This window comes from Variovorax sp. MHTC-1 (assembly GCF_003984645.1).
In the GTDB taxonomy this organism is placed as follows: domain Bacteria; phylum Pseudomonadota; class Gammaproteobacteria; order Burkholderiales; family Burkholderiaceae_C; genus Variovorax.
Genome location: NZ_RWKI01000003.1, coordinates 298,324 through 319,990, shown reverse-complemented (window position 1 = coordinate 319,990; position 21,667 = coordinate 298,324). Strand labels below are relative to the sequence as shown.

20 protein-coding genes are annotated in these 21,667 nt (G+C 67.8%); 11 read left to right on the top strand and 9 right to left on the bottom strand.

Features of this window, described 5'->3' with window-relative positions; translation table 11 throughout:
* Nucleotides 1-118 precede the first annotated feature (118 nt).
* Genes EJI01_RS07290 through EJI01_RS07280 form a run of 3 tightly spaced genes read right to left on the bottom strand, consistent with a single transcriptional unit; the run spans nucleotide 119 to nucleotide 2,987 of the window.
* The gene (locus EJI01_RS07290) at nucleotides 119-1,117 is read right to left on the bottom strand and encodes a PDR/VanB family oxidoreductase (RefSeq protein ID WP_126836442.1); all 999 of its coding nucleotides are present in this window, start codon (nucleotides 1,115-1,117) and stop codon (nucleotides 119-121) included.
* Nucleotides 1,117-1,881: a GntR family transcriptional regulator gene (locus EJI01_RS07285; RefSeq protein WP_126836441.1), complete on the bottom strand. Its 765-nt coding sequence runs from the start codon at nucleotides 1,879-1,881 to the stop codon at nucleotides 1,117-1,119. The genes EJI01_RS07290 and EJI01_RS07285 overlap by 1 nt, the downstream gene beginning before the upstream one ends.
* On the bottom strand, nucleotides 1,878-2,987 hold the full coding sequence (locus tag EJI01_RS07280) for an aromatic ring-hydroxylating dioxygenase subunit alpha (protein WP_126836440.1): 1,110 nt from the start codon (nucleotides 2,985-2,987) through the stop codon (nucleotides 1,878-1,880). Before EJI01_RS07280 ends, EJI01_RS07285 begins: the two co-directional genes overlap by 4 nt.
* Before the next feature lie 147 nt (nucleotides 2,988-3,134).
* Here EJI01_RS07280 and EJI01_RS07275 point away from each other — a divergent pair, with 147 nt between their 5' ends.
* From EJI01_RS07275 to EJI01_RS07265, 3 genes are all read left to right on the top strand, one after another.
* Nucleotides 3,135-4,253: a 5-methyltetrahydropteroyltriglutamate--homocysteine S-methyltransferase gene (locus EJI01_RS07275; RefSeq protein WP_126836439.1), complete on the top strand. Its 1,119-nt coding sequence runs from the start codon at nucleotides 3,135-3,137 to the stop codon at nucleotides 4,251-4,253.
* A 156-nt stretch (nucleotides 4,254-4,409) separates the two neighbouring features.
* Entirely contained in the window at nucleotides 4,410-5,090 is a 681-nt protein-coding gene (locus tag EJI01_RS07270; RefSeq protein ID WP_126836438.1) for a glutathione S-transferase family protein, read from the top strand.
* Nucleotides 5,087-6,466, top strand: a complete 1,380-nt coding sequence (locus tag EJI01_RS07265) for a phospholipase D-like domain-containing protein (RefSeq protein WP_260602365.1) — start codon at nucleotides 5,087-5,089, stop codon at nucleotides 6,464-6,466. Before EJI01_RS07270 ends, EJI01_RS07265 begins: the two co-directional genes overlap by 4 nt.
* Here EJI01_RS07265 and EJI01_RS07260 read toward each other — a convergent pair.
* Together EJI01_RS07260 and EJI01_RS07255 are read right to left on the bottom strand one after the other, a co-directional pair.
* Complete coding sequence (locus EJI01_RS07260; RefSeq protein ID WP_126836437.1) at nucleotides 6,463-7,533, bottom strand: ROK family protein; 1,071 nt, start codon at nucleotides 7,531-7,533, stop codon at nucleotides 6,463-6,465. The two genes, EJI01_RS07265 and EJI01_RS07260, sit on opposite strands and share 4 nt — an antisense overlap.
* A 22-nt stretch (nucleotides 7,534-7,555) precedes the next feature.
* Nucleotides 7,556-8,344, bottom strand: a complete 789-nt coding sequence (locus tag EJI01_RS07255) for an alpha/beta fold hydrolase (protein ID WP_185878851.1) — start codon at nucleotides 8,342-8,344, stop codon at nucleotides 7,556-7,558.
* Between the two features lie 95 nt (nucleotides 8,345-8,439).
* On the opposite strand from EJI01_RS07255, the gene EJI01_RS07250 reads away from it, so the two are divergent.
* On the top strand, nucleotides 8,440-9,975 hold the full coding sequence (locus tag EJI01_RS07250; RefSeq protein ID WP_126836435.1) for a glycine betaine ABC transporter substrate-binding protein: 1,536 nt from the start codon (nucleotides 8,440-8,442) through the stop codon (nucleotides 9,973-9,975).
* Between the two features lie 218 nt (nucleotides 9,976-10,193).
* Here the strand turns inward: EJI01_RS07250 and EJI01_RS07245 are convergent, their stop codons facing one another.
* From EJI01_RS07245 to EJI01_RS07230, 4 genes are all read right to left on the bottom strand, one after another.
* Nucleotides 10,194-11,630 carry an aldehyde dehydrogenase family protein gene (locus tag EJI01_RS07245; protein ID WP_126836434.1) on the bottom strand — a complete coding sequence of 479 codons (1,437 nt, stop codon included), beginning with the start codon at nucleotides 11,628-11,630 and terminating at the stop codon, nucleotides 10,194-10,196.
* A 105-nt stretch (nucleotides 11,631-11,735) separates the two neighbouring features.
* Nucleotides 11,736-12,647 (bottom strand): 5-dehydro-4-deoxyglucarate dehydratase, encoded by a 912-nt coding sequence (gene kdgD / locus EJI01_RS07240; RefSeq protein WP_126836433.1) that lies wholly within the window; start codon nucleotides 12,645-12,647, stop codon nucleotides 11,736-11,738.
* A 103-nt stretch (nucleotides 12,648-12,750) separates the two neighbouring features.
* On the bottom strand, nucleotides 12,751-13,725 hold the full coding sequence (locus EJI01_RS07235; protein WP_126836432.1) for a Bug family tripartite tricarboxylate transporter substrate binding protein: 975 nt from the start codon (nucleotides 13,723-13,725) through the stop codon (nucleotides 12,751-12,753).
* Between the two features lie 128 nt (nucleotides 13,726-13,853).
* Nucleotides 13,854-14,678: a FadR/GntR family transcriptional regulator gene (locus tag EJI01_RS07230; protein WP_126836431.1), complete on the bottom strand. Its 825-nt coding sequence runs from the start codon at nucleotides 14,676-14,678 to the stop codon at nucleotides 13,854-13,856.
* 99 nt (nucleotides 14,679-14,777) lie between these two features.
* On the opposite strand from EJI01_RS07230, the gene EJI01_RS07225 reads away from it, so the two are divergent.
* Genes EJI01_RS07225 through EJI01_RS07195 form a run of 7 tightly spaced genes read left to right on the top strand, consistent with a single transcriptional unit; the run spans nucleotide 14,778 to nucleotide 21,654 of the window.
* Nucleotides 14,778-15,572: an NAD-dependent epimerase/dehydratase family protein gene (locus EJI01_RS07225; RefSeq protein WP_409513935.1), complete on the top strand. Its 795-nt coding sequence runs from the start codon at nucleotides 14,778-14,780 to the stop codon at nucleotides 15,570-15,572.
* Between the two features lie 5 nt (nucleotides 15,573-15,577).
* Complete coding sequence (locus EJI01_RS07220) at nucleotides 15,578-16,468, top strand: SMP-30/gluconolactonase/LRE family protein (protein ID WP_126836429.1); 891 nt, start codon at nucleotides 15,578-15,580, stop codon at nucleotides 16,466-16,468.
* 43 nt (nucleotides 16,469-16,511) lie between these two features.
* On the top strand, nucleotides 16,512-17,480 hold the full coding sequence (locus EJI01_RS07215; RefSeq protein ID WP_126836428.1) for a TRAP transporter substrate-binding protein: 969 nt from the start codon (nucleotides 16,512-16,514) through the stop codon (nucleotides 17,478-17,480).
* The gene (locus EJI01_RS07210; protein ID WP_409513934.1) at nucleotides 17,477-18,016 is read left to right on the top strand and encodes a TRAP transporter small permease; all 540 of its coding nucleotides are present in this window, start codon (nucleotides 17,477-17,479) and stop codon (nucleotides 18,014-18,016) included. The genes EJI01_RS07215 and EJI01_RS07210 overlap by 4 nt, the downstream gene beginning before the upstream one ends.
* On the top strand, nucleotides 18,007-19,305 hold the full coding sequence (locus tag EJI01_RS07205; RefSeq protein WP_126836427.1) for a TRAP transporter large permease: 1,299 nt from the start codon (nucleotides 18,007-18,009) through the stop codon (nucleotides 19,303-19,305). Before EJI01_RS07210 ends, EJI01_RS07205 begins: the two co-directional genes overlap by 10 nt.
* Nucleotides 19,302-20,876, top strand: a complete 1,575-nt coding sequence (gene garD / locus EJI01_RS07200) for a galactarate dehydratase (RefSeq protein ID WP_126836426.1) — start codon at nucleotides 19,302-19,304, stop codon at nucleotides 20,874-20,876. Before EJI01_RS07205 ends, garD begins: the two co-directional genes overlap by 4 nt.
* A gap of 13 nt (nucleotides 20,877-20,889) precedes the next feature.
* On the top strand, nucleotides 20,890-21,654 hold the full coding sequence (locus EJI01_RS07195) for an SDR family NAD(P)-dependent oxidoreductase (RefSeq protein ID WP_126836425.1): 765 nt from the start codon (nucleotides 20,890-20,892) through the stop codon (nucleotides 21,652-21,654).
* Nucleotides 21,655-21,667: the final 13 nt, after the last annotated feature.

The following is a 21,667-nucleotide window of genomic DNA, read 5'->3' as shown; positions in this document are numbered from 1 at the left end:
TGTGAACAAACGAAACCGGGCTCGCGCCGAGGCAAACACCTAGCGCCCGGGGCAGAGTGCGCCTTTCTGCGCGATCTGCAAACGAGCCGCGCGATGATCGCGCAAGCGAGGGGCCGGCCTATGAGCTGTCGGGCCGCCACGCGGAATCGATGGTGATGCGGCCCACCGCACGCGAGACGCAGGCGCAGATGCGCCGGCCCTCGGCCTTCTCGTGCTCGCTCAGGAACACGTCGCGGTGGTCGATCTCGCCTTCGACCGCGAGCACATCCATCGCGCACAGCCCGCATTCGCCGCGCCGGCAATCCCAGAGGGTCTGCACGCCGGCGGCTTCGAGCGCCTCGAGCAGGGTGCCGTCGGCCGGCACGGTGATCGCCAGGTCGTGGCGCGGAATGCGCACCTCGAAGGCCTGCGCCGCCAGCCGGCCGCTGCTGCCAAAGGTCTCGAAGCGCAGGTCGGCCGGCGCGCGGCCGGCCGCCGCCCAGGCGCGCTTGACCGCTTCGAGCATCGGCACCGGCCCGCAGGTGTAGAGCTGGCCGCCGGGCGGCAGGGCCGCGATCTCGGCGGCGAAGTCGATCGGCGCGCTGCCGGTGTGGGCCTGCACGTCGGGGCCCAACGCTTCCTGCAGCGCGGGCAGGTAGGCCAGTTCGTCCGCGCTGCGCGCGCCGTAGAGCATCCGCACGCGCACGCCGTTGCGCTCGGCCAATCCACCCAGGCGCTGCGCCATGAAGACCAGGGGCGTGATGCCGATGCCGCCGGCCACCAGCAGATAGCCCGGCGCCGTGGTGTCGAGGCCGAAGTGGCTCTGCGGCTCGGCGACCAGCAGGCGGTCGCCGTTCGCCAGCCGCCACATCGCGAGCGAGCCGCCGCGGCCGTCGTCCAGGCGCTTGACCGCGATGCGCCAGGCGCGGCCGTCGGGTGCGCCGATCACGGAGTAGGAGCGGGTTTGCATCCGGCCGGCGCCCGCGGTGCCGACCAGCACTTGGACTTGCAAATGCGCGCCCGGCTCGTGCGTGGCCGCGATGCCCGACTCGGGCGTGATCTCGAACTCGCGCACGGTCGGCGTCAGGTCGCGCAAGGCGGTGATGCGCGCCGGCATCCAGTGGGTATCGCTTTTCATCAGGCTCTGCGGCGAATCAATTGCACACCGGGCAAGGAATGGTTCTGCGCGCCGTGCAGCGCCTCGCGCAGGTTGCGCTGCGCGAGCCGGCTGTGCTCGCGCATCAGCGCCTCGGCGCGCGAGCCTTCGCGGTTCTCGATCGCATCCAGCACCTGGCCGTGCTGGTCCTGCGCGATCACCAGCATGTCGCGCGCGGCCGGCGAATTGGCCTGCACCACCACGAAGCCCGAGGGCGAAGCGAAAGGCAGGTTGATCACGCGCTCCAGCTGCTGCGCGATCAGCGGGCTGCCCGCCATCTCGGACAGGAACCGGTGGAACTGCTCGTTGAAACTCACATAGCGCGAGAAGGCCGCATCGTCGAGCGCGGGCTCGCGCAGCAGCTCATCGATGCGCTTCAGGCAGGCGCGCGCCTCGCGCAGCACCACCGGCGCCGCACCGCGCTCGGCCGCGAGCCGCGCCGACAGGCCTTCGAGCGTGCCGCGCAGCTCGATGGCGTCGGACACGTCGCGCTCGGAAAAAGTGCGCACCGCATAGCCGCCGTTGGGCAGGGCTTCGAGCAGGCCTTCCTGTTCGAGCCGCATGAGCGCGCTGCGCACCGGCGTGCGCGAGACGCCCAGCAGTTCGGAGATCGCCACCTCGGCGATGCGCGCGCCGCCCGGGAGTTCGCCGGCCAGCACCATTTCCCGCAACCGGAGCTGCGCCTTCACCGCCTGCGAGCTGCCGGCTTCGACAGGCTCTGCCGCTGCGACCGTCGCGCCGCTCACGTGCGCTCCGCCACGGCCTCGGGCCGAATCGGGATGGTCGCCGTTCGCGGCCTTTCCCTGGCGATCAGCTGATCGATGAGCCGTCGCGCCCACATCGCACCGGCATCGATGTTGAGGTTGTAGAAGCTGTAGCCGGGCCGCTCGTCGATGGCGCGCTGCTGGGCCTCGAGCACCAGCTCGTCCTCGCGGAAGATGCCGGCCACGCCTTCGCGCAACTCGTGCGTGAGGCGCTGTTCCCCGATGCAGTAGTTGCGGGCGAAGGCCCAGAAATAGAGGCAGCTCTTGTCGGTCTCGGGCGTGATGGTGTTGAGCACGTAGCCGTTGACGCCTTGGCTGCGATCGCCGGGCGCACCGTCGCGCGGCACCGCGCCGCTGCCCGCCGGCGCCACGCCGACGTCGATGTTGACGGTGCAGGGGCCCTCGAAGCGAATGATCTGCCAGCGATCGACCTTGCCTTGGTAGCCACGGGCATGCCGGATCTGCGCGGCCCAGAAGGGCGGCGCATCGATGTTCTCCATCCAGCGGGTGACGGTGGCCGAGCGGTCGCCGTGGGTCGCGACGAAAGGCGCCTCCGCCACCGCGCGGTTGCCGATCGAGGAGCCGTGCACGAAGGTCTCGTGCGTGAGGTCCATCAGGTTGTCGACCACCAGCCGGTAGTCGCAGGCCACGCGGATCATCTTGCCGTCGCCAGCCCAGGCCGGGTCGTCGTTCCAGTGCATGTCGGGCACCAGCGCAGGGTCTGCCTTGGCCGGATCGCCGGGCCAGATCCAGACGAAACGATGCTTCTCCACCGCCGGGAAGGAGCGCACGCAGGCCGACGGATTCAGCGTCTCCTGGCTCGGCATGTGGGTGCATCGGCCCTGGCTGTTGTACACCAGGCCGTGGTAGCCGCAGACCACTTCATCGCCCTCGAGGCGACCCATCGACAGCGGCAGCAGCCGGTGCCAGCAGGCATCTTCCAGCGCCGCGACCTGGCCGTCGGTGCGCCGGTACAGCACCAGTTTCTGGTTGCAGACGGTGCGCGCCAACAGCGCATGCCTGAGCTCGACGTCGTAGGCGGCTGCGTACCAGGCGTTGAGCGGAAAGGGGCTGGGTGAGGTGCTCATGGGATACGCAATGTATACATGTACCCCTGAATTGCCAACACTTTCTCGCTAAAACAAGGGTTAGTACCGACATCGCTGTATCCATTGCGGTCCATCAGCAAGAGATTACGATCGACCGTACTTTTACTGATTTCGACGGAGCACCCCATGTCCCAGCACGCCCGCCTGCCTGCCCACTATGACCACGTCGGCAGCTTCCTGCGCCCCAAATACCTGCTCGAAGCCCGCGAGCAAAAAGCCAAGGGCGAGATCACGCCCGAACAGCTTCGCAAGGTCGAAGACAAGGCCATCACCGAGATCGTGAAGTTCCAGGAGGACATCGGCCTCAAGAGCATCACCGATGGCGAATTCCGCCGCACCTATTTCCATATCGACTTCCTCGAGCAGCTCGGCGGGGTGAAGACCGACATCCCGGTCACCATCAGGAAGCCCGACGGCACCGAGGAGCTGGCGCCGCCGGTGATGCGCGTCATCGACAAAGTGACGCACGCGAAGTGCATCCAGCTCGCGGACTTCGAGTATTTGAAGAGCCAGGTGTCGGCCGGCAACACGCCCAAGGTGACGATCCCCTCGCCGACCATGCTGCACTTCCGCGGCGGCCGCGCCGGCATCAGCAAGGAGGCTTATCCCGAGCTCGACCCGGCGTTCTACGACGACGTGGCCAGGGCCTACGGCGACGAGCTGCGCTCGCTGGCCGCAGCGGGCTGCACCTACGTCCAGATGGATGACACCAACCTCGCCTACCTCTGCGACGAGAAGATGCGCGAAGCCGCCCGCCAGCGCGGCGACGACCCGAACGAGCTGCCGCACCGCTACGCCGCCTTCATCAACAAGGTAGTGGCGCAAAAGCCCGCCGGCATGACGCTCGCGATGCACCTGTGCCGCGGCAACTTCAAGAGCACGCACGCGGCAGCCGGCAACTACGAGCCGGTGGCCGAGGCGCTGCTCAAGGAGATGGACCTCGACGCCTACTTCCTCGAATACGACGACGCGCGTTCGGGCGACTTCCGGCCGCTGCGCTTCCTGCCCAAGGGCAAGACCGTGGTGCTGGGCCTGGTGACCACCAAGTTCGGCGAGATGGAAGACAAGGACGAGCTCAAGGAGCGCATCGAGGCGGCCGCCAAGTACGTGCCGCTGGAGCAGCTCGCGCTGTCGCCGCAATGCGGCTTCTCGAGCACGGTGCACGGCAACAACATCGCCGTCGAGGCGCAGCGCGCCAAGCTGCGACTGGTGGTGGAGACAGCGCAGGAAGTCTGGGGAGGCTAGGTTCACCCCCAGGCTCCCCCACTTCGTGTGGTCCGCCAACCCCCTCTCCGGGGGCAACACCAGCGGCCCGGCAAAGCCGGTTCCGCGGTATTTCCCGAAGGGACCTGGCTGCGCCGCCGGTTTGATTCGGGGTCCGGGTGAAGTAGGCTTCGGCCCATGAAGCTTTTCACCGGCCCCCTCAGCATGTTCGGCGCCAAGGCGCAGATCGCGGCGCTCGAAAAAGGTATCGCGATCGAAGCCGTCATGGTGCCTTTCGACCGCGACGACAACTACGAGCCCAAGCACCCCGAGGTGCTGCGCATCAACCCCAAGCGGCAGGTGCCGGTCTTGATCGACGGCGAGGTCGAGATCTTCGACTCGACGCAGATCTTCGAATACCTCGAAGACCGGGTGCCCGATCCGCCGCTGTGGCCGCGCGGCGTGGCCGAGCGGGCGCGGGCGCGCCAGCTCGAGCACATGTCGGACGAGGTGTTCTTCCCGCACGTGATCAAGCTCATGGGCCTGCAGCACGACATGCAAGGCGAAGCCGCAGTAGCGGCCTGCGCCGCCTGCGCCCGTTTCCATGTGCAGATGGAACATCGGCTGGTGCATGGCGACTTCCTCGCCGGCCCCTATTCGTTCGCCGACATCGCCTTCTACATGGCGCAGGTGTTCGCCGACCGCAAGGGCGCCGGCATGACCGATGCCACGCCGCGCCTTCTGGCCTGGCGCGAACGCGTCGGCGCCCGCCCCGCGGTGCGCGAAGTGGTCGGCCCGATGATGAGGTTCCTGGCCTCGGAGGGACGCCCGGTGCCCTCGTCCCTCCAGTCGCACCTGGGACAGGCCGCGAGCGCGTGAACCGCATCGACGACCTGCTCGACTGGCTGCCCTCGCCGTCGCAGCATTTGCTGGTCGTCACCTTCGCGCTGCTCGTCTACGTGCTGACGACGCGCGCGAGGCGCGAGCAGCGCGCGCCCAGCACCGCCATTTCATGGGTGATGGGTCTCGTGCTGCTGCCCTACTTCATCCTGCCGATCTATCTGCTGTTCGGTCAGCGCAAGCTGCGGCCGGCGGGCTCGCCGCGGCCGCGGCGCTCGGTACCCGCCGGGCACTGGGCCGCCGACCTGGTCGAAAGCTTCGGCCTCGCGGCGCCCGGACCCTGCGCGGTGCGTTTCCATGCCGACGGCGGCACCGCGCGCGATGCGCTTTGGGAAGTGATCGAAGGCGCGCGCACGCGCATCGACGTCTGCACCTTCATCATCGGCGACGACGCGCTCGGGCACGAGGCGATCAACCGGCTCTCGCGGCGCGCGCGCGAAGGCATCAAGGTGCGGGTGCTGCTCGACGGCTTCGGCGCCTTGTCGCTCCCGCGCAGCCACTTCGACACGCTGCGCGACGCAGGCGCCGAGGTGGCCGTGTTCCGCCCGATCTTCAGCCTGCGCCGCGCGGGCCCGCGCAACCTGCGCAACCACCGCAAACTCACGATCGCCGACGACGGCTGGCTCTGGTCGGGCGGTCGCAACATGGCGGGCGAATACTTCCTCGGCAACCACGACTACCCGCTGGGCTGGCGCGACCTATCTTTCGATTTGAAGGGCAGCGTGGCCACCGCGGCGGCGCGCCAGTTCGACCACGACTGGGCCTCGGTGCGCGGGCGCAAGCCGCGCGCCATCACGGCGGCGGTGGCGCCGCCGGACGGCAGCCTGGCGCAGTTCCTGCCGAGCGGCCCCGACCAGACCGAAGACACGGCGCACGCGCTCCTGATCGACGCCTGCTTCCGCGCCGAGCACCGCGTGCTCGCGATCACGCCTTACTTCGTGCCCGGCGACGGCCTGCGGGATGCGCTGCGCCTGGCCGCGCGGCGCGGCGTGCAGGTCACGATCGCGATTCCCCAGCAGTCCAACCACCGGCTCGCCGATTTCGTGCGCGCCCGCGCCATGCGCGATCTCGCGCGTGCCGGCGTGATCTTCCGCATGCTGCCTTTCATGGCGCACGCCAAGGCGGTGGTGGTCGACGAGGAGCTCGCGCTGTGCGGCTCGATCAACCTCGACATGCGCAGCCTGCTCCTGAACCACGAGGCGGCGGTGGTGTTCTACGACCGCAACGAGATCGACTGGCTCGCGCAATGGATCGAGACCACCGCCTCGGCCGGCGAGACCTACCGCGCGCGCCGTCCGGGCATCGTGCGCGACGTGGCCGAAGGACTGCTGCTGACCATCGCGTTCCAGCTCTAGCTTTTGTTGGTGTAGCTGGCGTTGCCCAGTCCGGTGCCGATGGTCAGCACCGCCCAGCGCTTCACGTCGCGCATGAAGGGCAGTTCGCTCAGGCCCTGCACCACGGCATCGTTGTGCATCAGGATCAGGACGGCCTCGCCGCCGATCGTCGCGATCCGCTTGCTCAGTTCGGTCGGCAGATGGAAGTGTTCGCTCTCCCAGTCGCCGGGCAGGTTCTGCGCGCCGCGCGATATCGAGCCATCCTTGCGGATCAGGCCCGGGCAGCCGATGCCGATGAAGGGCGCGAGGCGGATGCCCTTCTTCGTGGCGTAGCGCATCTGGTCGTTGAGCATCTCCACCAGGCGCTCGACCAGCACCTTGCGCGCCGGGCCGTCATCCGCATGGCGCCACTTTTCGCGCCGCAGCACCTTCGCCTTCGACAGGTCCTTCGCGCGCCTGCGGCGCAGCTTGACGATGCCGCAGCGCACGTTGGTGCCGCCGATGTCGATCGCGACGATCGCGTCACGGCCTTTCAGCAGCGGCGGCGGTGCCAGGTGCACCCAGCCGAGCAGTCCGCCGTCGTCGGTCTCGTGGCCGATGCGGGCCAGCTGCACGTCGATGCCCATGTCCTGGAGGATGGCCGCCGCCTGCAGCACCGCGCGCTCGCCGACCTCGCTCTCCGGAAAGCCGCCGCCGATCACGATGCGCTCCACGCCCTGCCATGACGGTTGGCGCAGGAAGCGTTCGATGACCCACGCCAGTTCCTCGGCGAACTCCTCGATGGCGCCATGAACCACGTCGGTGGCCTCGGAGCTCTGCCGTGTCTTCAGCGCGGCGTCCAGCGTGCTCTTGGACAGGTCCTTCGAATGCTTGGCGCCCAGCGGGTCCCTGCCCTTCTTCCGGCGGCGCCGGCGCCAGCGCTCCAGCAGTTCCCTGAAGGCCGTCTGGCTGGCCTGGTCGCCAATGAAGCCGTCCTTGTCGCGCAACTGGAGGCTGTAGCCCTCGACCAGCACCGTGGGCAGTTCTCGTGCGCCGTGGATCTCGGGCGGGGGAAGCGAAGCCTTTTTCTTTCTCTTTTGCGATGCCATTGCGTCTTTCGAAGATGCGAACTCAATCGGCGGTGGTTTCGAGGATCAGGCGCGCAGTTTCCTCCGGCGCGTCCCAGTGCGGAAAGTGGCCGCAGCGCTCGAACCAATGCAGGCGCGCGTCGGGAAAGGCCTGTTGGGCACGCACCGCCTGCCGCGGAAAACAGAGGCGATCGAGGCGGCCCCAGCCGATCACGAGCGGCTTGGTCAAGCTGCCAGGGGCGATGCCTTGCGGCGGCGAAGCGCGCACCAGGTCGTTGAGCACCCCGTCGAACCACGGCGCGGTCGCATAGCCGCGCATTTCCTCCAGCACCAGCGATGGCGCCAGCGCATCCGGCCTGGCCGAAAACGGCGCCAGCAGCAACGCACGCAGTCTTGCCTGCGTCGCGATCAGCGGCATCGCGAATTGCAGCGCACGAACCATTCGCACCGACAGCCAGAACGAGGTGTGGAAGACATGACGCTCCCAGCCCGCCCAGAAGCCGCCCGGGTCCAGCGAAACCACCGAGCCCACGACGCCGCCGCGGCGGGCCAGCTCGAGCACCAGGCGAGCGCCCATCGAACTGCCGACAGCGTCGGTGCCGACCAGGTCGTGTTCCTGCAGGAACTGCGTGATCGCATTGGACAAAGTCTTCAAGGAGACTTCTCCCGCGAGCGGCGGGCTCTTGCCGAAACCGGGCAAATCGATCGCGACCACCGAGCGCTTGGCAGCCAGCGGCTCCATGATGGTCTGCCACGAGCGCCAGCTGCTGCCAAGCCCATGAACGAGCAGCAGCGGCTTTCCTTCACCGCGTCGGACGTAGTTGATCAGCACCGATTCAGCTTGCGTTCGTCTGGTGCAGCGCAGCATCAGTCCCGCGCACGACCTGCTGTAGGAGACCGGCCTATCACGCCGATACACTGCGCTCGATGCATCCCTCGCGCCGCGCGTGGCTGACCGCCTTCTCTTGCCTGGGCCTGCTGCTCTGGGTGGCCGCGTCCTCGCAAGCGCAGGACGGGAGCCTGCGCATCGGCTCCAAGCGCTTCACCGAGTCGTACATCCTGGCGGAGGTGCTGGCGCAGACCGCGTCGCCCCATACGCCGAGCCCGCCGGTGGTTCGGCAGGGCCTCGGCAACACCGCCATCGTCTACGAAGCCCTGCGCTCGGGCGGCATCGACCTCTACGCCGAATACACCGGCACCATCGGGCTGGAGATCCTCAAGAACCCGCAGCCGATGACGCGCGAAGCCATGAACGCCGCGCTCGCGCCGCTCGGGCTCGGTGCCGCCATCCCGTTGGGCTTCAACGACGGCTATGCGCTCGCGATGCGCGCGGCCGATGCGGACCGGCTCGGCGTGCGCAGCCTGAGCGATCTGGCGCGCCATCCCGAACTCCGGTTCGGGCTCTCGAACGAATTCATCGGCCGCGCCGACGGCTGGCAGGGCCTGGCCGCGCGCTACGGCTTCGCCCAGAAGCCGACCGGCCTGGACCACGGCCTGGCCTACGACGCGATCGCGGCGAAGCAGATCGACGTGATCGACATCTACACCACCGACGCCAAGATCGACCACCTCGGCCTGCGCGTGCTGGACGACGACCGCCGCTATTTCCCGCGCTACGACGCGCTGCTCCTCTACCGGCTGGACGTGCCCACGCGCTTTCCGCAGGCCTGGGCCGCGCTGCAGAAGCTCGAAGGCCGCATCGACGAGCGCGCCATGATCGCGATGAACGCGCGCGCCGAGCTGCAGGGCGTGGCTTTCGACGTCATCGCGCGCGACTTCCTGGCGCAGGGCAAGCGCAGCGCGCCGGCGGGCGTCGAGAGCGTCGCCCGGGGCTTTGCCGCCAAGCTCTTCGGCCCCGACCTGGGCCGGCTTGCACGGCAGCACCTGCTGCTGGTGGCGGTCTCGGTCGGGCTTGCGATCCTGATCGCGGTGCCCTTGGGCATCCTCGTGTTTCCCCACCTGCGTTTGCGTGCCGTGGTGCTGGGCCTGACAGGCTTGCTGCAGACCGTGCCGTCGCTCGCGATGCTGGCGGTGCTGATCTCGCTGATCGGCGCCATCGGCACCCTGCCGGCGCTGGTCGCGCTCACGCTTTATTCGCTGCTGCCGATCATGCGCAACACGGTGACCGGGCTGGCCGAGGTGCCTGTGGGCTTGCGGCAGGCGGGCACGGCGCTGGGGATGACCGGCGGGCAAAGCCTGCGGCTGGTGCTGTTGCCGCTGTCGCTGCCGACGCTCCTGGCCGGTGTGCGGACGGCGACGACGATCGCGATCGGCACGGCGACCATTGCGGCGTTCATAGGCGCGGGCGGCTTCGGGGAACGGATCGTAACGGGCCTTGCGCTCAACGACCGCGAACTGCTGGTGGCGGGTGCGGTGCCGGCGGCGGTACTGGCGCTGTTGAGCGAAGGGGTGTTCGAGCTGATCGAGTACTGGCTGCGCAGAGGGCAACGGCAGGCTTCTTGAGGGGCCTTGCCTGTTGCTCCCTCCCCTCTGGGGGAGGGTTGGGGTGGGGGCCCTGGGCCTTTGATTCGGTTGCATGCTTTGCTGAGGCCGGAGCCGGGAATTCGCCCCGGCGGGCGAGACCCGGCTCCAGGCCTCAAACCAAACACAGCACTCAAATCAAAGGCCCAAGAGCCCCCACTCCAGCCCTCCCCCAGAGGGGGAGGGAGCAAGACAAACGCTCAAGCCAGCGTGTAGGCTGTCTTCACCACCGTGAAGAACTCCTGTGCATAGCGCCCCTGCTCGCGCGGCCCATAGCTCGACCCCTTGCGCCCGCCGAAGGGCACGTGATAGTCCACTCCGGCGGTCGGCAGGTTCACCATCACCATGCCCGCCTGGCTGTGGCGCTTGAAGTGCGTCGCGTACTTCAGGCTCGTGGTCGCGATGCCTGCCGACAAGCCAAACTCGGTGTCGTTGGCGGTGGCCAGCGCCTCCTCGTAGTTCTTCACCCGGATCACGCTGGCCACCGGCCCGAAGATCTCTTCCTTGTTGATGCGCATGCTCGCCACCGACTCGCTGAACAGCGCCGGCGACATGTAGTAGCCCTCGGTGTCCAGCTTCAGCCGCTCGCCGCCCGCGGCCAGCGTGGCGCCCTCGCCCTGGCCGATCTCGATGTAGTTCAGGTCCTGCTGCAGCTGGCTCTCGCTGGAGACCGGGCCGATGTCGGTGCCCGCAGCCAGCGCATCGCCGACCTTGATCTTCGCCATGCGCGCCTTCATCGCCTCGATGAACTTCGGGTAGATGCCATCGGTCACGATCAGCCGGCTCGACGCGGTGCAGCGCTGGCCGGTGGAATAGAAGGCGCTCTGCACGCTGAGCTCGACGGCCTGCTCGAGGTTGGCATCGTCCAGCACCACCTGCGGGTTCTTGCCGCCCATCTCGAGCTGCACCTTCTTGTGCCTGGTCGCGCACTGCACCGCGATGTTGCGGCCGACGCCGACCGAGCCGGTGAAGCTGATGGCGTGGATGCCGGGATGGTCGACCAGGGCGTTGCCGATCACGCTGCCGCGGCCCATCACGAGGTTGAACACGCCGGGCGGAATGCCCGAACGGCTGATGATCTCGGCCAGCGCCCAGGCGCAGCCGGGCACAAGGTCGGCGGGCTTGAGCACCACGCAGTTGCCGAAGGCGAGCGCCGGCGCGATCTTCCAGGCGGGAATCGCAATCGGGAAGTTCCACGGCGTGATGAGCCCGACCACGCCGACAGACTCGCGCGTGATCTCGACGCCGATGCCGGGGCGCACCGAGGGGATGACTTCGCCCGACAGGCGCAGGCATTCGCCGGCGAAGAACTTGAAGATATGGCCGGCGCGCGTGGCCTCGCCGATGCCTTCGGGCTTGGTCTTGCCCTCCTCGCGCGCGAGCAGGGTGCCCAGTTCTTCCTTTCGCGCCAGGATCTCGTTGCCGATCTTGTCCAGCGCATCGCTGCGCGCCTGGATGCTGCCGGTGGACCAGGCCGGGAAGGCGGCGGTGGCCGCCGCAACGGCCGCATCGACCTGGGCGGCATCGCCCTGCGCGTACTGGCCGAGCACGTCGCCCAGGTTGCTCGGATTGGTGTTCGGGCTGTAGCCGGCGCCGGCGCGCCATTCGCCGTTGATCAGGTTGTCGAAGTTCTGCATGGCAGTTCCTTGAAGGTCGGTCGGAAAAAAAGAAAAGGCCGCCAGAGCGGCCCCGCGCATTTGGGGAACTCTACGCTCACTGCAACGAGCGCACTCGGAGACAGCCTATTGCGGACCGAGCTCGTCGATCAGCGCTGCCAGCGCGTCGTACTCCTCGAGCTTGAGCTCGGTGAGCGGCGTGCGCACCGGGCCGGCGTCGTGTCCCACGATCCTGGCGCCGGCCTTCACGATGCTCACCGCATAGCCGTGCCCCTGGTTGCGGATCTCCAGGTAGGGCATGAAGAACTGCTTGAGCAGGCGATGCTGCGTGGCCATGTCGTCGTCGGCCACCGCCTTGTAGAAGTCCATCGCGGTCTTCGGGATGAAATTGAACACGGCCGAGGAATACACCGGCGTGCCCAGCGCCTTGTACGCCGCCGCATAGACCTCGGCCGTCGGCAGGCCGCCCAGGTAGGCGAAGCGGTCGCCCATGCGCAGGTGGATGGAGCTCATGAGCTCGATGTCGCCGATGCCGTCCTTGAAGCCCACCAGGTTCGGGCAGCGCTCGGCCAGCTTCTCGAGCGTGGCGGGGTAGAGCTTGCTCTGGCCGCGGTTGTAGACGATGACTCCGAACTTCACGCTTTTGCAAACGGCTTCGACATGCGCGGCCAGCCCTTCCTGGCCGGCTTCGGTCAGGTAGTGCGGCAGGAGCAGGATGCCGTGGGCGCCGGCCTTCTCGGCCGCCTGCGCGCACTGGATCGCGAAGCGCGTCGGGCCGCCGGCGCCCGCGATGATCGGCACCTTGCCGCGGCAGGTGTCGACCGCGGTGCGGATGATCTCGGGATATTCGTCTGCGGTCAGCGAGAAGAACTCGCCGGTGCCGCCGGCCGCGAACAGCGCGCTCGCGCCATAGGGCGCCAGCCATTCGAGGCGCTCGATGTAGCCCTTCTTGTGGAAGTTGCCCTCGGCGTCGAAGTCGGTCAGCGGGAAAGACAGCAGGCCGGAGCCCATGATGGATTTGAGTTCTTGCGGATTCATGCGATTGAAGTGAAGAGAAAAAGGATGAGCCCCCGCCTCCGTTCGCCCTGAGCTTGTCGAAGGGCTTCGACGAGCTCAGCCTGAACGGGCTGGGATGGTTGCTCTAGTCCAGCTTGATCTGCGCGGCCTCGACCACCTTGGCCCAGCGCGCGCGTTCCTTGTTGAAGAACTGCTCCTGTTCCGTCGACGCCATGGTCACGACCTCGGCGCCCTGCCCGGCCAGGCGCGAGCGGATGTCGGGCGAGCGGATGATCGAAACCAGTTCCTTGTTGAGGCGCTGGATCACCGCCTCGGGCGTGCCGCGCGGGGCCAGCATGCCTTGCCAGGTACCGGAGTCGAAGCCGGGCACGCCCTGCTCGGCGATGGTCGGCACGTCGCCGATCAGCGGCATGCGCGTGGATTTGGAGACACCCAGGATCTTGAGCTTGCCGCTCTGCACATGGGGCAGCGTCGCGAGCATGCCGTTCATCAGCACCTGGGTCTGGCCGCCCACCGTGTCCTGGATGGCCTGCACGCCGCCCTTGTAGGGCACGTACTGCCAGCGCGCACCGCTGGCGCGTTCGAGCGCCACGCCGGCGAGGTGCGGCGCGCTGCCGGTGGCGGTGACGGCGAAGTTCAGGTCGGACTTCTTCGACAGCGCGACCAGTTCCTTGAGGTTGCTCGCCGGCACCGACGGATGCACGACCAGCAGGTGCGGCGAGTAGGCCAGCATGGTCACGCCGCGCAGGTCCTTCGACGGATCGAAAGGCAGCTTGGTGTAGACCGACGGGCTGATCGCGAGCGCGCCGACATCGCACAAGAGGAGCGTATAGCCGTCGGGCGATGCCTTGGACACCAGGTCGGCGCCGAGATTGCCGTTGGCGCCGGCACGATTCTCGACGATCACCGATTGCTTGAGCGCTTCCGACAGCGGCTGGCTGATCGAGCGCGCAATGATGTCGGAGGAACCGCCGGGCGGGTACGGCACCACGATGCGGATGGGTTTGGAGGGCCAGGCGTCGGCCGCGTGGGCGCCGCCTGCGGCCAGCAGCCCGGTGCCGAGGGCGCCGAGCACGAGATCGCGTCGATTCATGGTCATGTCTTGTGTCTCCTGAGGATGGGAAGGGGGATCGCCGGCTGACACGCACGGCGCGCAGCCGAGCGTTGTTGTTATCAGTCATCGTACAACTAGTCGGGCGCGATGTCCAGTCTCGCGGGCCAGCTTGTTCAGGCCGAGGGCGGGGGGCCGGCCGGATCGGCCGGCGGCGCGGCTTCGGCGGCGGCGCTCTTGGCCGCTTCCTGCGCGATGCGCAGCCGCTCGCGGCTGTTGGTGAGGTGGACGCGCATGGCAGCGCGCGCCGATTCGGGATCGCGCCGCGCGATGGCGGCATAGATCTCTTCATGCTCGCGGTTCACGCGGCTCAGGTATTCGCCGCGGCGGTCGTGGTTGCGGATGGCGGTGATGCGCGTGCGCGGAATGATCGTGGTGCCCAGGTGGCTCATGATGTCCGCGAAGTACGGGTTGCCGGTAGCCTGCGCGATCTGCAGATGAAAGCGGAAGTCGGGTGCCACCGTGTCCCCCGCCACCGCCACGTTGCGCTCGAAATCGTCGAGCGCCTCGCGCATCGCAGCCAGCTGCTCGTCGGTGCGGCGCGTGGCGGCCAGGCCGGCGGATTCGGTCTCCAGGCTGATGCGCAGCTCGAGCACCGCGAGCACGTCGACCGAGGTTGCGATGTCCGAGGGATCGAGGCGGAACATGCCGGCGGCCTTGGGCTGCAGCACGAAGGTGCCGATGCCGTGATGCGTCTCCACCAGCCCGCCGGCCTGCAGCTTGGAGAGCGCCTCGCGCACTACCGTGCGGCTCACGCCGTAGGCCTGCATGATGGCCGACTCGGTCGGCAGCTTGTCGCCCGGCTTCAGCTGCTGGCTGCGGATCTTCTCGCCCAGATCGTCGACCAGGCCGTGGGCCAAACCGCGCCCGCGGCGGCGCGGGCTGCCCGTGAAGGTGCCGGCTTCGGCGCTAGCGGTTGACCCCGTTGACAGGTTCGACATGCGATGATGATAATCGTCATCTCGTTGTACGACAACCGATAACTTACCACCAGAGACAAACAAGAGATGAGTGAGATTTCCAGAGCCAATCCGCCCCGCATGGCCCGCCTGCTCCTGACGGGAGCCGCCGGCGGCCTGGGCAAGGTGCTGCGCGAACGGCTGCGCCCTTATGCGGATGTGCTGCGCGTCTCCGACATCGCGGCGCTCGCGCCAGCCGAGGGCAAGCACGAGGAAGTCGTGCCCTGCGATCTGGCCGACAAGGCTGCGGTCGACGCGCTGGTCGCCGGCTGCGACGCGATCGTGCACCTGGGCGGCGTCTCGGTCGAGCGCCCTTTCGAGGAAATCCTCGAAGCCAACATCAAGGGCATCTTCCATCTCTATGAAGGCGCACGCCGGCACGGCGTGAAGCGCGTGGTCTTCGCGAGCTCGAACCATGTGATCGGCTTCTACAAGCAGAGCGAGGCGATCGACGCCCACGCGGCGCGCCGGCCCGACGGCTACTACGGCCTGTCCAAATCCTTCGGCGAGGACGTCGCGCAGTTCTACTTCGACCGCTATGGCATCGAGACCGTGAGCATTCGCATCGGCTCCTCTTTCCCCGAGCCGGCCAACCGCCGAATGATGAGCACCTGGCTCAGCTACCGCGACCTGACGACGCTGGTCGAGAAATCGCTCTTCACGCCCTCCGTCGGCCATACCGTGGTCTACGGCGTGTCGGCCAACCGCGATGTCTGGTGGGACAACAGCGCGGCCGCGCACCTGGGCTTCGAGCCGCAGGACAGTTCCGAAGTCTTCCGCGCGAAGATCGAAGCGCAGCCGCCCGTCGCGCCGACCGACCCGAACGCCATCTACCAGGGCGGCGCGTTCACGGCCCAGGGACCCTTCGGAGATTGAGCGCCATGCGCAGCAAGGCCGAGCTCGTGGTCGATGCACGCTGCGGCACGGGCGAGAGTCCCGTGTGGTCGGCGGCCGACGAGGCACTCTATTGGGTCGACATTCCTGGCCGCGCGTTGCACCGCTGGTCCGCGGCCGGCCACACGCAATGGGCCGGCGAGGAGATGCCGGCCTGCATCGCGCCCCGCGCCGATGTGCCGGGCGCCTGGATCGCAGGCATGGAAAGCGGCCTGTTCTCGATCACGCCGCAGGACGACGGCACGCTCGCCGCGACGCGGCTCGCGCAGGTGGCGCACGCCCTGCCCGGCATGCGCTTCAACGACGGCCGCTGCGACCGCCAGGGCCGCTTCTGGGCCGGCACCATGCTGATGGACATGGCGGCCGGCGCGCGCGTCGGGCGCCTCTACCGCTACGACAAAGGCGCCGCAGCGCCCACCGTGCAGCTCGACGACCTGATCGTGCCCAACGGCCTCGGCTTCAGCCCCGACGGCCGCACGATGTACCTCTCGGACTCGCACCCGAGCGTGCAGACCGTCTGGGCCTTCGACTACGACACCGCCAGCGGCACGCCCACGAACCGCCGCGTCTTCGTCGACATGAAGCCGCTGCCCGGCCGGCCCGACGGCGCCGCGGTCGATGCCGACGGCTGCTACTGGATCTGCGGCAACGACGCCGGCCTGGTGCATCGCTTCACGCCCGAAGGCAGGCTCGACCGCTCGCTCGAAGTACCGGTCAAGAAGCCCGCGATGTGCGCCTTCGGCGGCCCGAAGCTCGACACGCTGTTCGTGACCTCGATCCGCCCGGGCGGCGACCTCTCCGACCAGCCGCTCGCCGGCGGCCTGTTCGCGCTGCGCCCCGGCACCCAAGGCATCACGGAGCCCGCGTTCGGCAGCTGACGACGTTCCAATTTCCATAAACCACCACCGAAGAGGAAGACAAATGAAATTCAACCGCACCCTGATCGCCCTGGCCGCCGCCGCCTTGGGCATGGCCGCGCACGCCGTCGAATTCCGTTCGGCCGACGTGCACAACAGCGACGACTATCCGACCGTGGCCGCGGTCAAGCACATGAGCGAGCTGCTCGAGAAGCGCAGCAACGGCAAGTACAAGATCAAGGTCTTCAACAAGGGCGCGCTCGGGACCGAAAAGGAAACCATCGACCAGGTGAAGATCGGCGCGCTGGAGATGACCCGCGTCAACATCAGCCCGCTGAACTCGATCTGCGCGAAGACGCTGGTGCCGACCATGCCTTTCCTGTTCGACTCGATCGCCCATATGCGCAAGTCGCTCGACGGCCCGGCCGGCGAGGAGATCCTGAAGAGCTGCGAACCCGAAGGCCTCGTCGGCCTCGCCTTCTACGACAGCGGCGCGCGCTCGATCTATGCCAAGAAGCCGGTGAAGTCGCTTGCCGACGCCAAGGGCATGAAGATCCGCGTGCAGCAGTCCGACCTGTGGGTGTCGCTGATCAACGCCATGGGCGCCAACGCCACGCCGGTGCCGATCGGCGAGGTCTACACCGGCCTCAAGACCGGGCTGATCGATGCCGCGGAGAACAACATCCCGTCCTATGACGGCTTCAAGCACTACGAGGCCGTCAAGTTCTACTCGCGCACCGAGCATTCGATGGCGCCCGAGATGCTGGTGATGTCCAAGGCCGTCTACGACAAGCTGCCGAAGGCCGAGCAGGACATGTTCCGCGCCGCGGCCAAGGAATCGGTCGCGTTCCAGCGCAAGAAGTGGGACGAGCAGGAGGCCAAGTCGCTCGAGGTGGTCACCAAGGGCGGCGCCACCATCGTGTCCGACGTCGACAAGGCCTCGTTCCGCGCGGCGATGGCACCGGTGTACGCCAAGTTCATCTCGACGCCGGACCTGCAGCGCCTGGTCAAGGCGATCCAGGACAACAAGTGATCGACGGGCTGGCCGAACCCGAAAGCCTGCGCCCGACCTCGCGCCACGCGTACTCACGCGTGTGCGCGCTGCTCTCCAAGGCCAGCCTGATGCTGGCGGTGGTGCTGCTGATCGCCATCATCGTGTGCGTGCAGTACCAGGTGGTCGGGCGCTACCTTTTCAACGACACGCCGGTGTGGGCCGAGGGCCTCGCGCTGCAGCTGGTGCTGTACGTGACCGCGCTCAGCGTGGCGGTCGGCGTGCGCGATGCGGGCCACATCGGCCTGGAGTCGCTGGTCACGCTGCTGCCGGAGTCGATGCGCCTCAAGGTCGAGATCCTGATCCATGCGCTGGTGGCGCTGTTCGGCGCCATCATGGTTTCCAGCGGCTGGCTCTGGACCCGGCTCAAGTGGAGCGACATCAAGCCCATGCTGGGCATTCCGGTGGGCATGGATTACCTGGCGCTCGTGATCGCGGGCCTGTTGATCGTTCTTTTTTCGGTTGAACATATCGTGGCATTGCTGCGTGACGAGGAAGTGGTGCCGGCGTGGAATTGACCGTTCTGTCTCTTAGTTTTGTCGCGCTGCTGGTTCTCGGCGTGCCGGTCGCGTTCTCGATCGGCCTCGCCTCGATCGCCACCGTGGTGTATGCCGGCCTGCCGGTGGCGGTGGTGTTCCAGAAGATGGTCGGCGGGATGCAGATCTTCTCGTTCCTCGCCATCCCCTTCTTCGTTTTCGCCGGCGAGCTGATGCTCTACGGCGGCATCGCGCAGCGCATCGTGCGCTTTGCCAACAGCCTGATCGGCCATGTGCGCGGCGGGCTCGGCATGAGCAACGTGATCGGCTGCACGCTGTTCGGCGGCGTCGCAGGCTCGCCGGTGGCCGACGTGTCGGCCATGGGCTCGGTCATGATCCCGCTGATGAAGCGCGAGGGCTACGACGCGGACTATGCGGTCAACGTCACCACGCATGCGGCGCTGGTCGGCGCGCTGATGCCGACCTCGCACAACCTCATCATCTTCACGCTGGCTACCACCGGCCTCGCCTCGGTCAGCGTGCTGAGCCTGATCCTGGCGGGCCTGATCCCGGCGCTGCTCCTGACGCTGTGCAATCTGGCGGCCGCCTACTACGTGGCGATCAAGCGCGGCTACCCGATCCGTGGCGCCTTCCCCGGCTGGGGCGAGGTGCTGGCGGCCTTCATCGGCGCGCTGCCCGGGCTGCTGATTGTCGCGATCATCCTCGTGGGCATCCTGTCGGGGGTGTTCACAGCCACCGAGTCGGCGGCCACCGCCGTGCTGTGGGCACTGGGCGTCACGGTGCTGGTGTACCGCTCGCTCAGCTGGAAGGATTTTCTGAAAGCCTGCGCCAAGGCCTGCAAGACCACCGGCGTGGTGCTGCTCTTGATCGGCATCTCCTCGGCCTTCGGCTACTTCATGGCGCTCTACGAGGTGCCGCAGAAAACCGGCGAGCTGATGACCTCCGTCTCGGACAGCCCCTGGGTCATCTTCCTGATGATCAACGTGCTGCTGTTCGTGCTCGGCACCTTCCTCGACATGGCCGCCACGATCCTGATCTGCACGCCGATCTTCCTGCCGATCGCGATGCAGTTCGGGATGAGCCCGGTGCAGTTCGGCATCGTCATGCTGATCAACTGCGCGCTCGGCCTGAACACGCCGCCGGTCGGCACCACGCAGTTCATCGGCTGCGCGATCGGAGGGGTTTCGGTCGGCCAGGTGATGCGATCGATCTGGCCCTTCTACGGCGCGCTGGTGGTATGCCTGATGCTGGTGACCTACGTGCCGGCCTTCTCCCTGTGGCTGCCCGAGCTCTTCTCCGCACCGAAATGAGCAACCCTCTCTACATCACCATGCACGAGCGCGACAACGTCGCGATCGTGGCCAACGACGGCGGGCTGCCGGCCGGCACCGTGTTTCCCTCGGGCCTGACGCTGCGCGAGAAGGTGCCGCAGGCGCACAAGGTGGCGCTGGTCGACATTCCCGAAGGCGGCGAGGTGCGGCGCTACGACGTCGTGATCGGCTATGCGCTGAAGCCGATCGCTGCCGGCAGCTGGGTGCACGAGCGGCTCCTGAAGATGCCCGCCGCGCGCGAGCTCGAAGGCCTGCCGATCGCCACCGTCAGGCCGCCGCCGCAGACGCCGCTCGAGGGCTACACCTTCGAGGGCTATCGCAACCCGGACGGCTCGGTCGGCACGCGCAACATCCTGGCCATTACCCAGACCGTGCAGTGCGTGGCCGGCGTCACCGAGTTCGCCGTGCAGCGCATCAAGGCCGAGCTGCTGCCCAAGTTTCCGAACGTCGACGACGTGGTGGCCCTGGAGCACGGCTACGGCTGCGGCGTTGCGATCGACGCGCCCGACGCGATCATCCCGATCCGCACGCTGCGCAACATCAGCCTCAATCCGAATTTCGGCGGCGAGGTGATGGTCGTGAGCCTGGGCTGCGAGAAGCTGCAGCCCGAGCGCCTGATGCCGCCCGGCACCATCCCGCTCATCGACGAGCGCAATGTGGCCGATGTCGGCGAGAACGCCGACAGCAGGCTCGACGTGGTGTGCCTGCAGGACGAGGCACACATCGGCTTCATGTCGATGGTCGATTCGATCCTGCGCCAGGCCGAAGAGCATCTCGAACGCCTCGACGCGCGCCGGCGCGAAACCGTGCCGGCCAGTGAGCTGACGGTCGGCGTGCAGTGCGGCGGCAGCGATGCCTTCTCGGGCGTCACCGCCAACCCGGCCGTCGGCTTCTGCACCGATCTGCTGGTGCGCGCCGGCGCCACCGTGATGTTCTCGGAAGTGACCGAGGTGCGCGACGGCATCGACCAGCTCACCTCGCGCGCGACCACCCCCGAGGTGGCCGAGGCCATGATCCGCGAGATGGCCTGGTACGACGCCTACCTCGACAAGGGCCGCGTCGACCGCAGCGCCAACACCACGCCCGGCAACAAGAAGGGCGGGCTCTCCAACATCGTCGAGAAGGCAATGGGCTCGATCGTGAAGTCGGGAAGCTCGCCGATCTCCGGCGTGGTCCCGCCGGGCGAGAAGGCACGGCAGAAGGGCCTGCTCTATGCAGCGACGCCGGCTTCCGACTTCATCTGCGGCACGCTGCAGCTCGCCGCCGGGATCAACCTGCACGTGTTCACCACCGGCCGCGGCACGCCCTACGGGCTGGCGGAGGTGCCGGTGATCAAGGTCGCCACGCGAAGCGATCTCGCGCGCCGCTGGCACGACCTGATGGACGTCAACGCCGGCCGCATCGCCGACGGCGAAGCCACGATCGAAGACGTGGGCTGGGAGCTGTTCCGGCTGATGCTCGACGTGGCCAGCGGCCGCAAGAAGACGTGGGCCGAACACTGGAAGCTGCACAACGCGCTGGTGCTGTTCAACCCGGCGCCCGTCACCTGACAAGGAGAAACGCATGGAAGACCTCAAAGGCAAGACCGCCCTCGTCACCGGCGCCAGCACCGGCATCGGGGCTGCCGTCGCGAGGGCCTACGCGGCGCGCGGCGTTCGCGTGGCGGTGCACTACAACCGCTCGGCCGGCCCGGCGAAGGAAGTGGTCGATGCGATCACCGCCGCCGGCGGCGAAGCCTTCGCGCTGCAGGGCGACGTGCGCGACGCCGAAGCGATCCGCCGCGTCGTGCGCGAAACCGCCGCGCGCTGGGGCGGCATCGACATCCTCGTCAACAACGCAGGCAGCCTGGTCAAGCGGGTGCCGATCGCCGAGTTCGACGATGCGCTCTTCGACGATGTGCTGCATATCAATGCGCGGTCGGTGCTCGCCTTCTGCCGCGAAGTGGTACCGCTCATGCGCACGCAGGGCCGCGGCGGCAGCATCATCAATGTCTCGTCGGTCGCGGCGCGCCACGGCGGCGGGCCGGGCGCCTACCTGTATGCCGGCGCGAAAGGCTTCGTCAGCACCGCGACACGCGGCCTCGCGAAGGAACTCGCGCCCGACAGCATCCGGGTCAACGCGGTTGCGCCGGGCGTGATCCAGACGCCCTTCCACGACCAGTTCTCGACGCCGCAGATGCTCGAGGCCTTCAGGGCCACGATCCCGATGGCCCGCATCGGCGAGCCCGACGACTGCGTGGGCGCCTTCCTCTATCTCGCATCGGAACAGCTTTCGAGCTACGTGACGGGCCAGATCCTCGAGGTGAACGGCGGCCAGTACATGCCCTGACCGGCTGAACTCC

Coding starts and splice junctions, on each gene's coding strand:
- EJI01_RS07290 (WP_126836442.1), bottom strand. CDS start 1,117: ATGAAAAGCGATACCCACTGGATGCCGGCGCGCATCACCGCCTTGCGC.
- EJI01_RS07280 (WP_126836440.1), bottom strand. CDS start 2,987: ATGAGCACCTCACCCAGCCCCTTTCCGCTCAACGCCTGGTACGCAGCC.
- EJI01_RS07275 (WP_126836439.1), top strand. CDS start 3,135: ATGTCCCAGCACGCCCGCCTGCCTGCCCACTATGACCACGTCGGCAGC.
- EJI01_RS07270 (WP_126836438.1), top strand. CDS start 4,410: ATGAAGCTTTTCACCGGCCCCCTCAGCATGTTCGGCGCCAAGGCGCAG.
- EJI01_RS07260 (WP_126836437.1), bottom strand. CDS start 7,533: ATGGCATCGCAAAAGAGAAAGAAAAAGGCTTCGCTTCCCCCGCCCGAG.
- EJI01_RS07250 (WP_126836435.1), top strand. CDS start 8,440: ATGCATCCCTCGCGCCGCGCGTGGCTGACCGCCTTCTCTTGCCTGGGC.
- EJI01_RS07245 (WP_126836434.1), bottom strand. CDS start 11,630: ATGCAGAACTTCGACAACCTGATCAACGGCGAATGGCGCGCCGGCGCC.
- kdgD (WP_126836433.1), bottom strand. CDS start 12,647: ATGAATCCGCAAGAACTCAAATCCATCATGGGCTCCGGCCTGCTGTCT.
- EJI01_RS07235 (WP_126836432.1), bottom strand. CDS start 13,725: ATGACCATGAATCGACGCGATCTCGTGCTCGGCGCCCTCGGCACCGGG.
- EJI01_RS07230 (WP_126836431.1), bottom strand. CDS start 14,678: ATGTCGAACCTGTCAACGGGGTCAACCGCTAGCGCCGAAGCCGGCACC.
- EJI01_RS07225 (WP_409513935.1), top strand. CDS start 14,778: ATGGCCCGCCTGCTCCTGACGGGAGCCGCCGGCGGCCTGGGCAAGGTG.
- EJI01_RS07220 (WP_126836429.1), top strand. CDS start 15,578: ATGCGCAGCAAGGCCGAGCTCGTGGTCGATGCACGCTGCGGCACGGGC.
- EJI01_RS07215 (WP_126836428.1), top strand. CDS start 16,512: ATGAAATTCAACCGCACCCTGATCGCCCTGGCCGCCGCCGCCTTGGGC.
- garD (WP_126836426.1), top strand. CDS start 19,302: ATGAGCAACCCTCTCTACATCACCATGCACGAGCGCGACAACGTCGCG.
- EJI01_RS07195 (WP_126836425.1), top strand. CDS start 20,890: ATGGAAGACCTCAAAGGCAAGACCGCCCTCGTCACCGGCGCCAGCACC.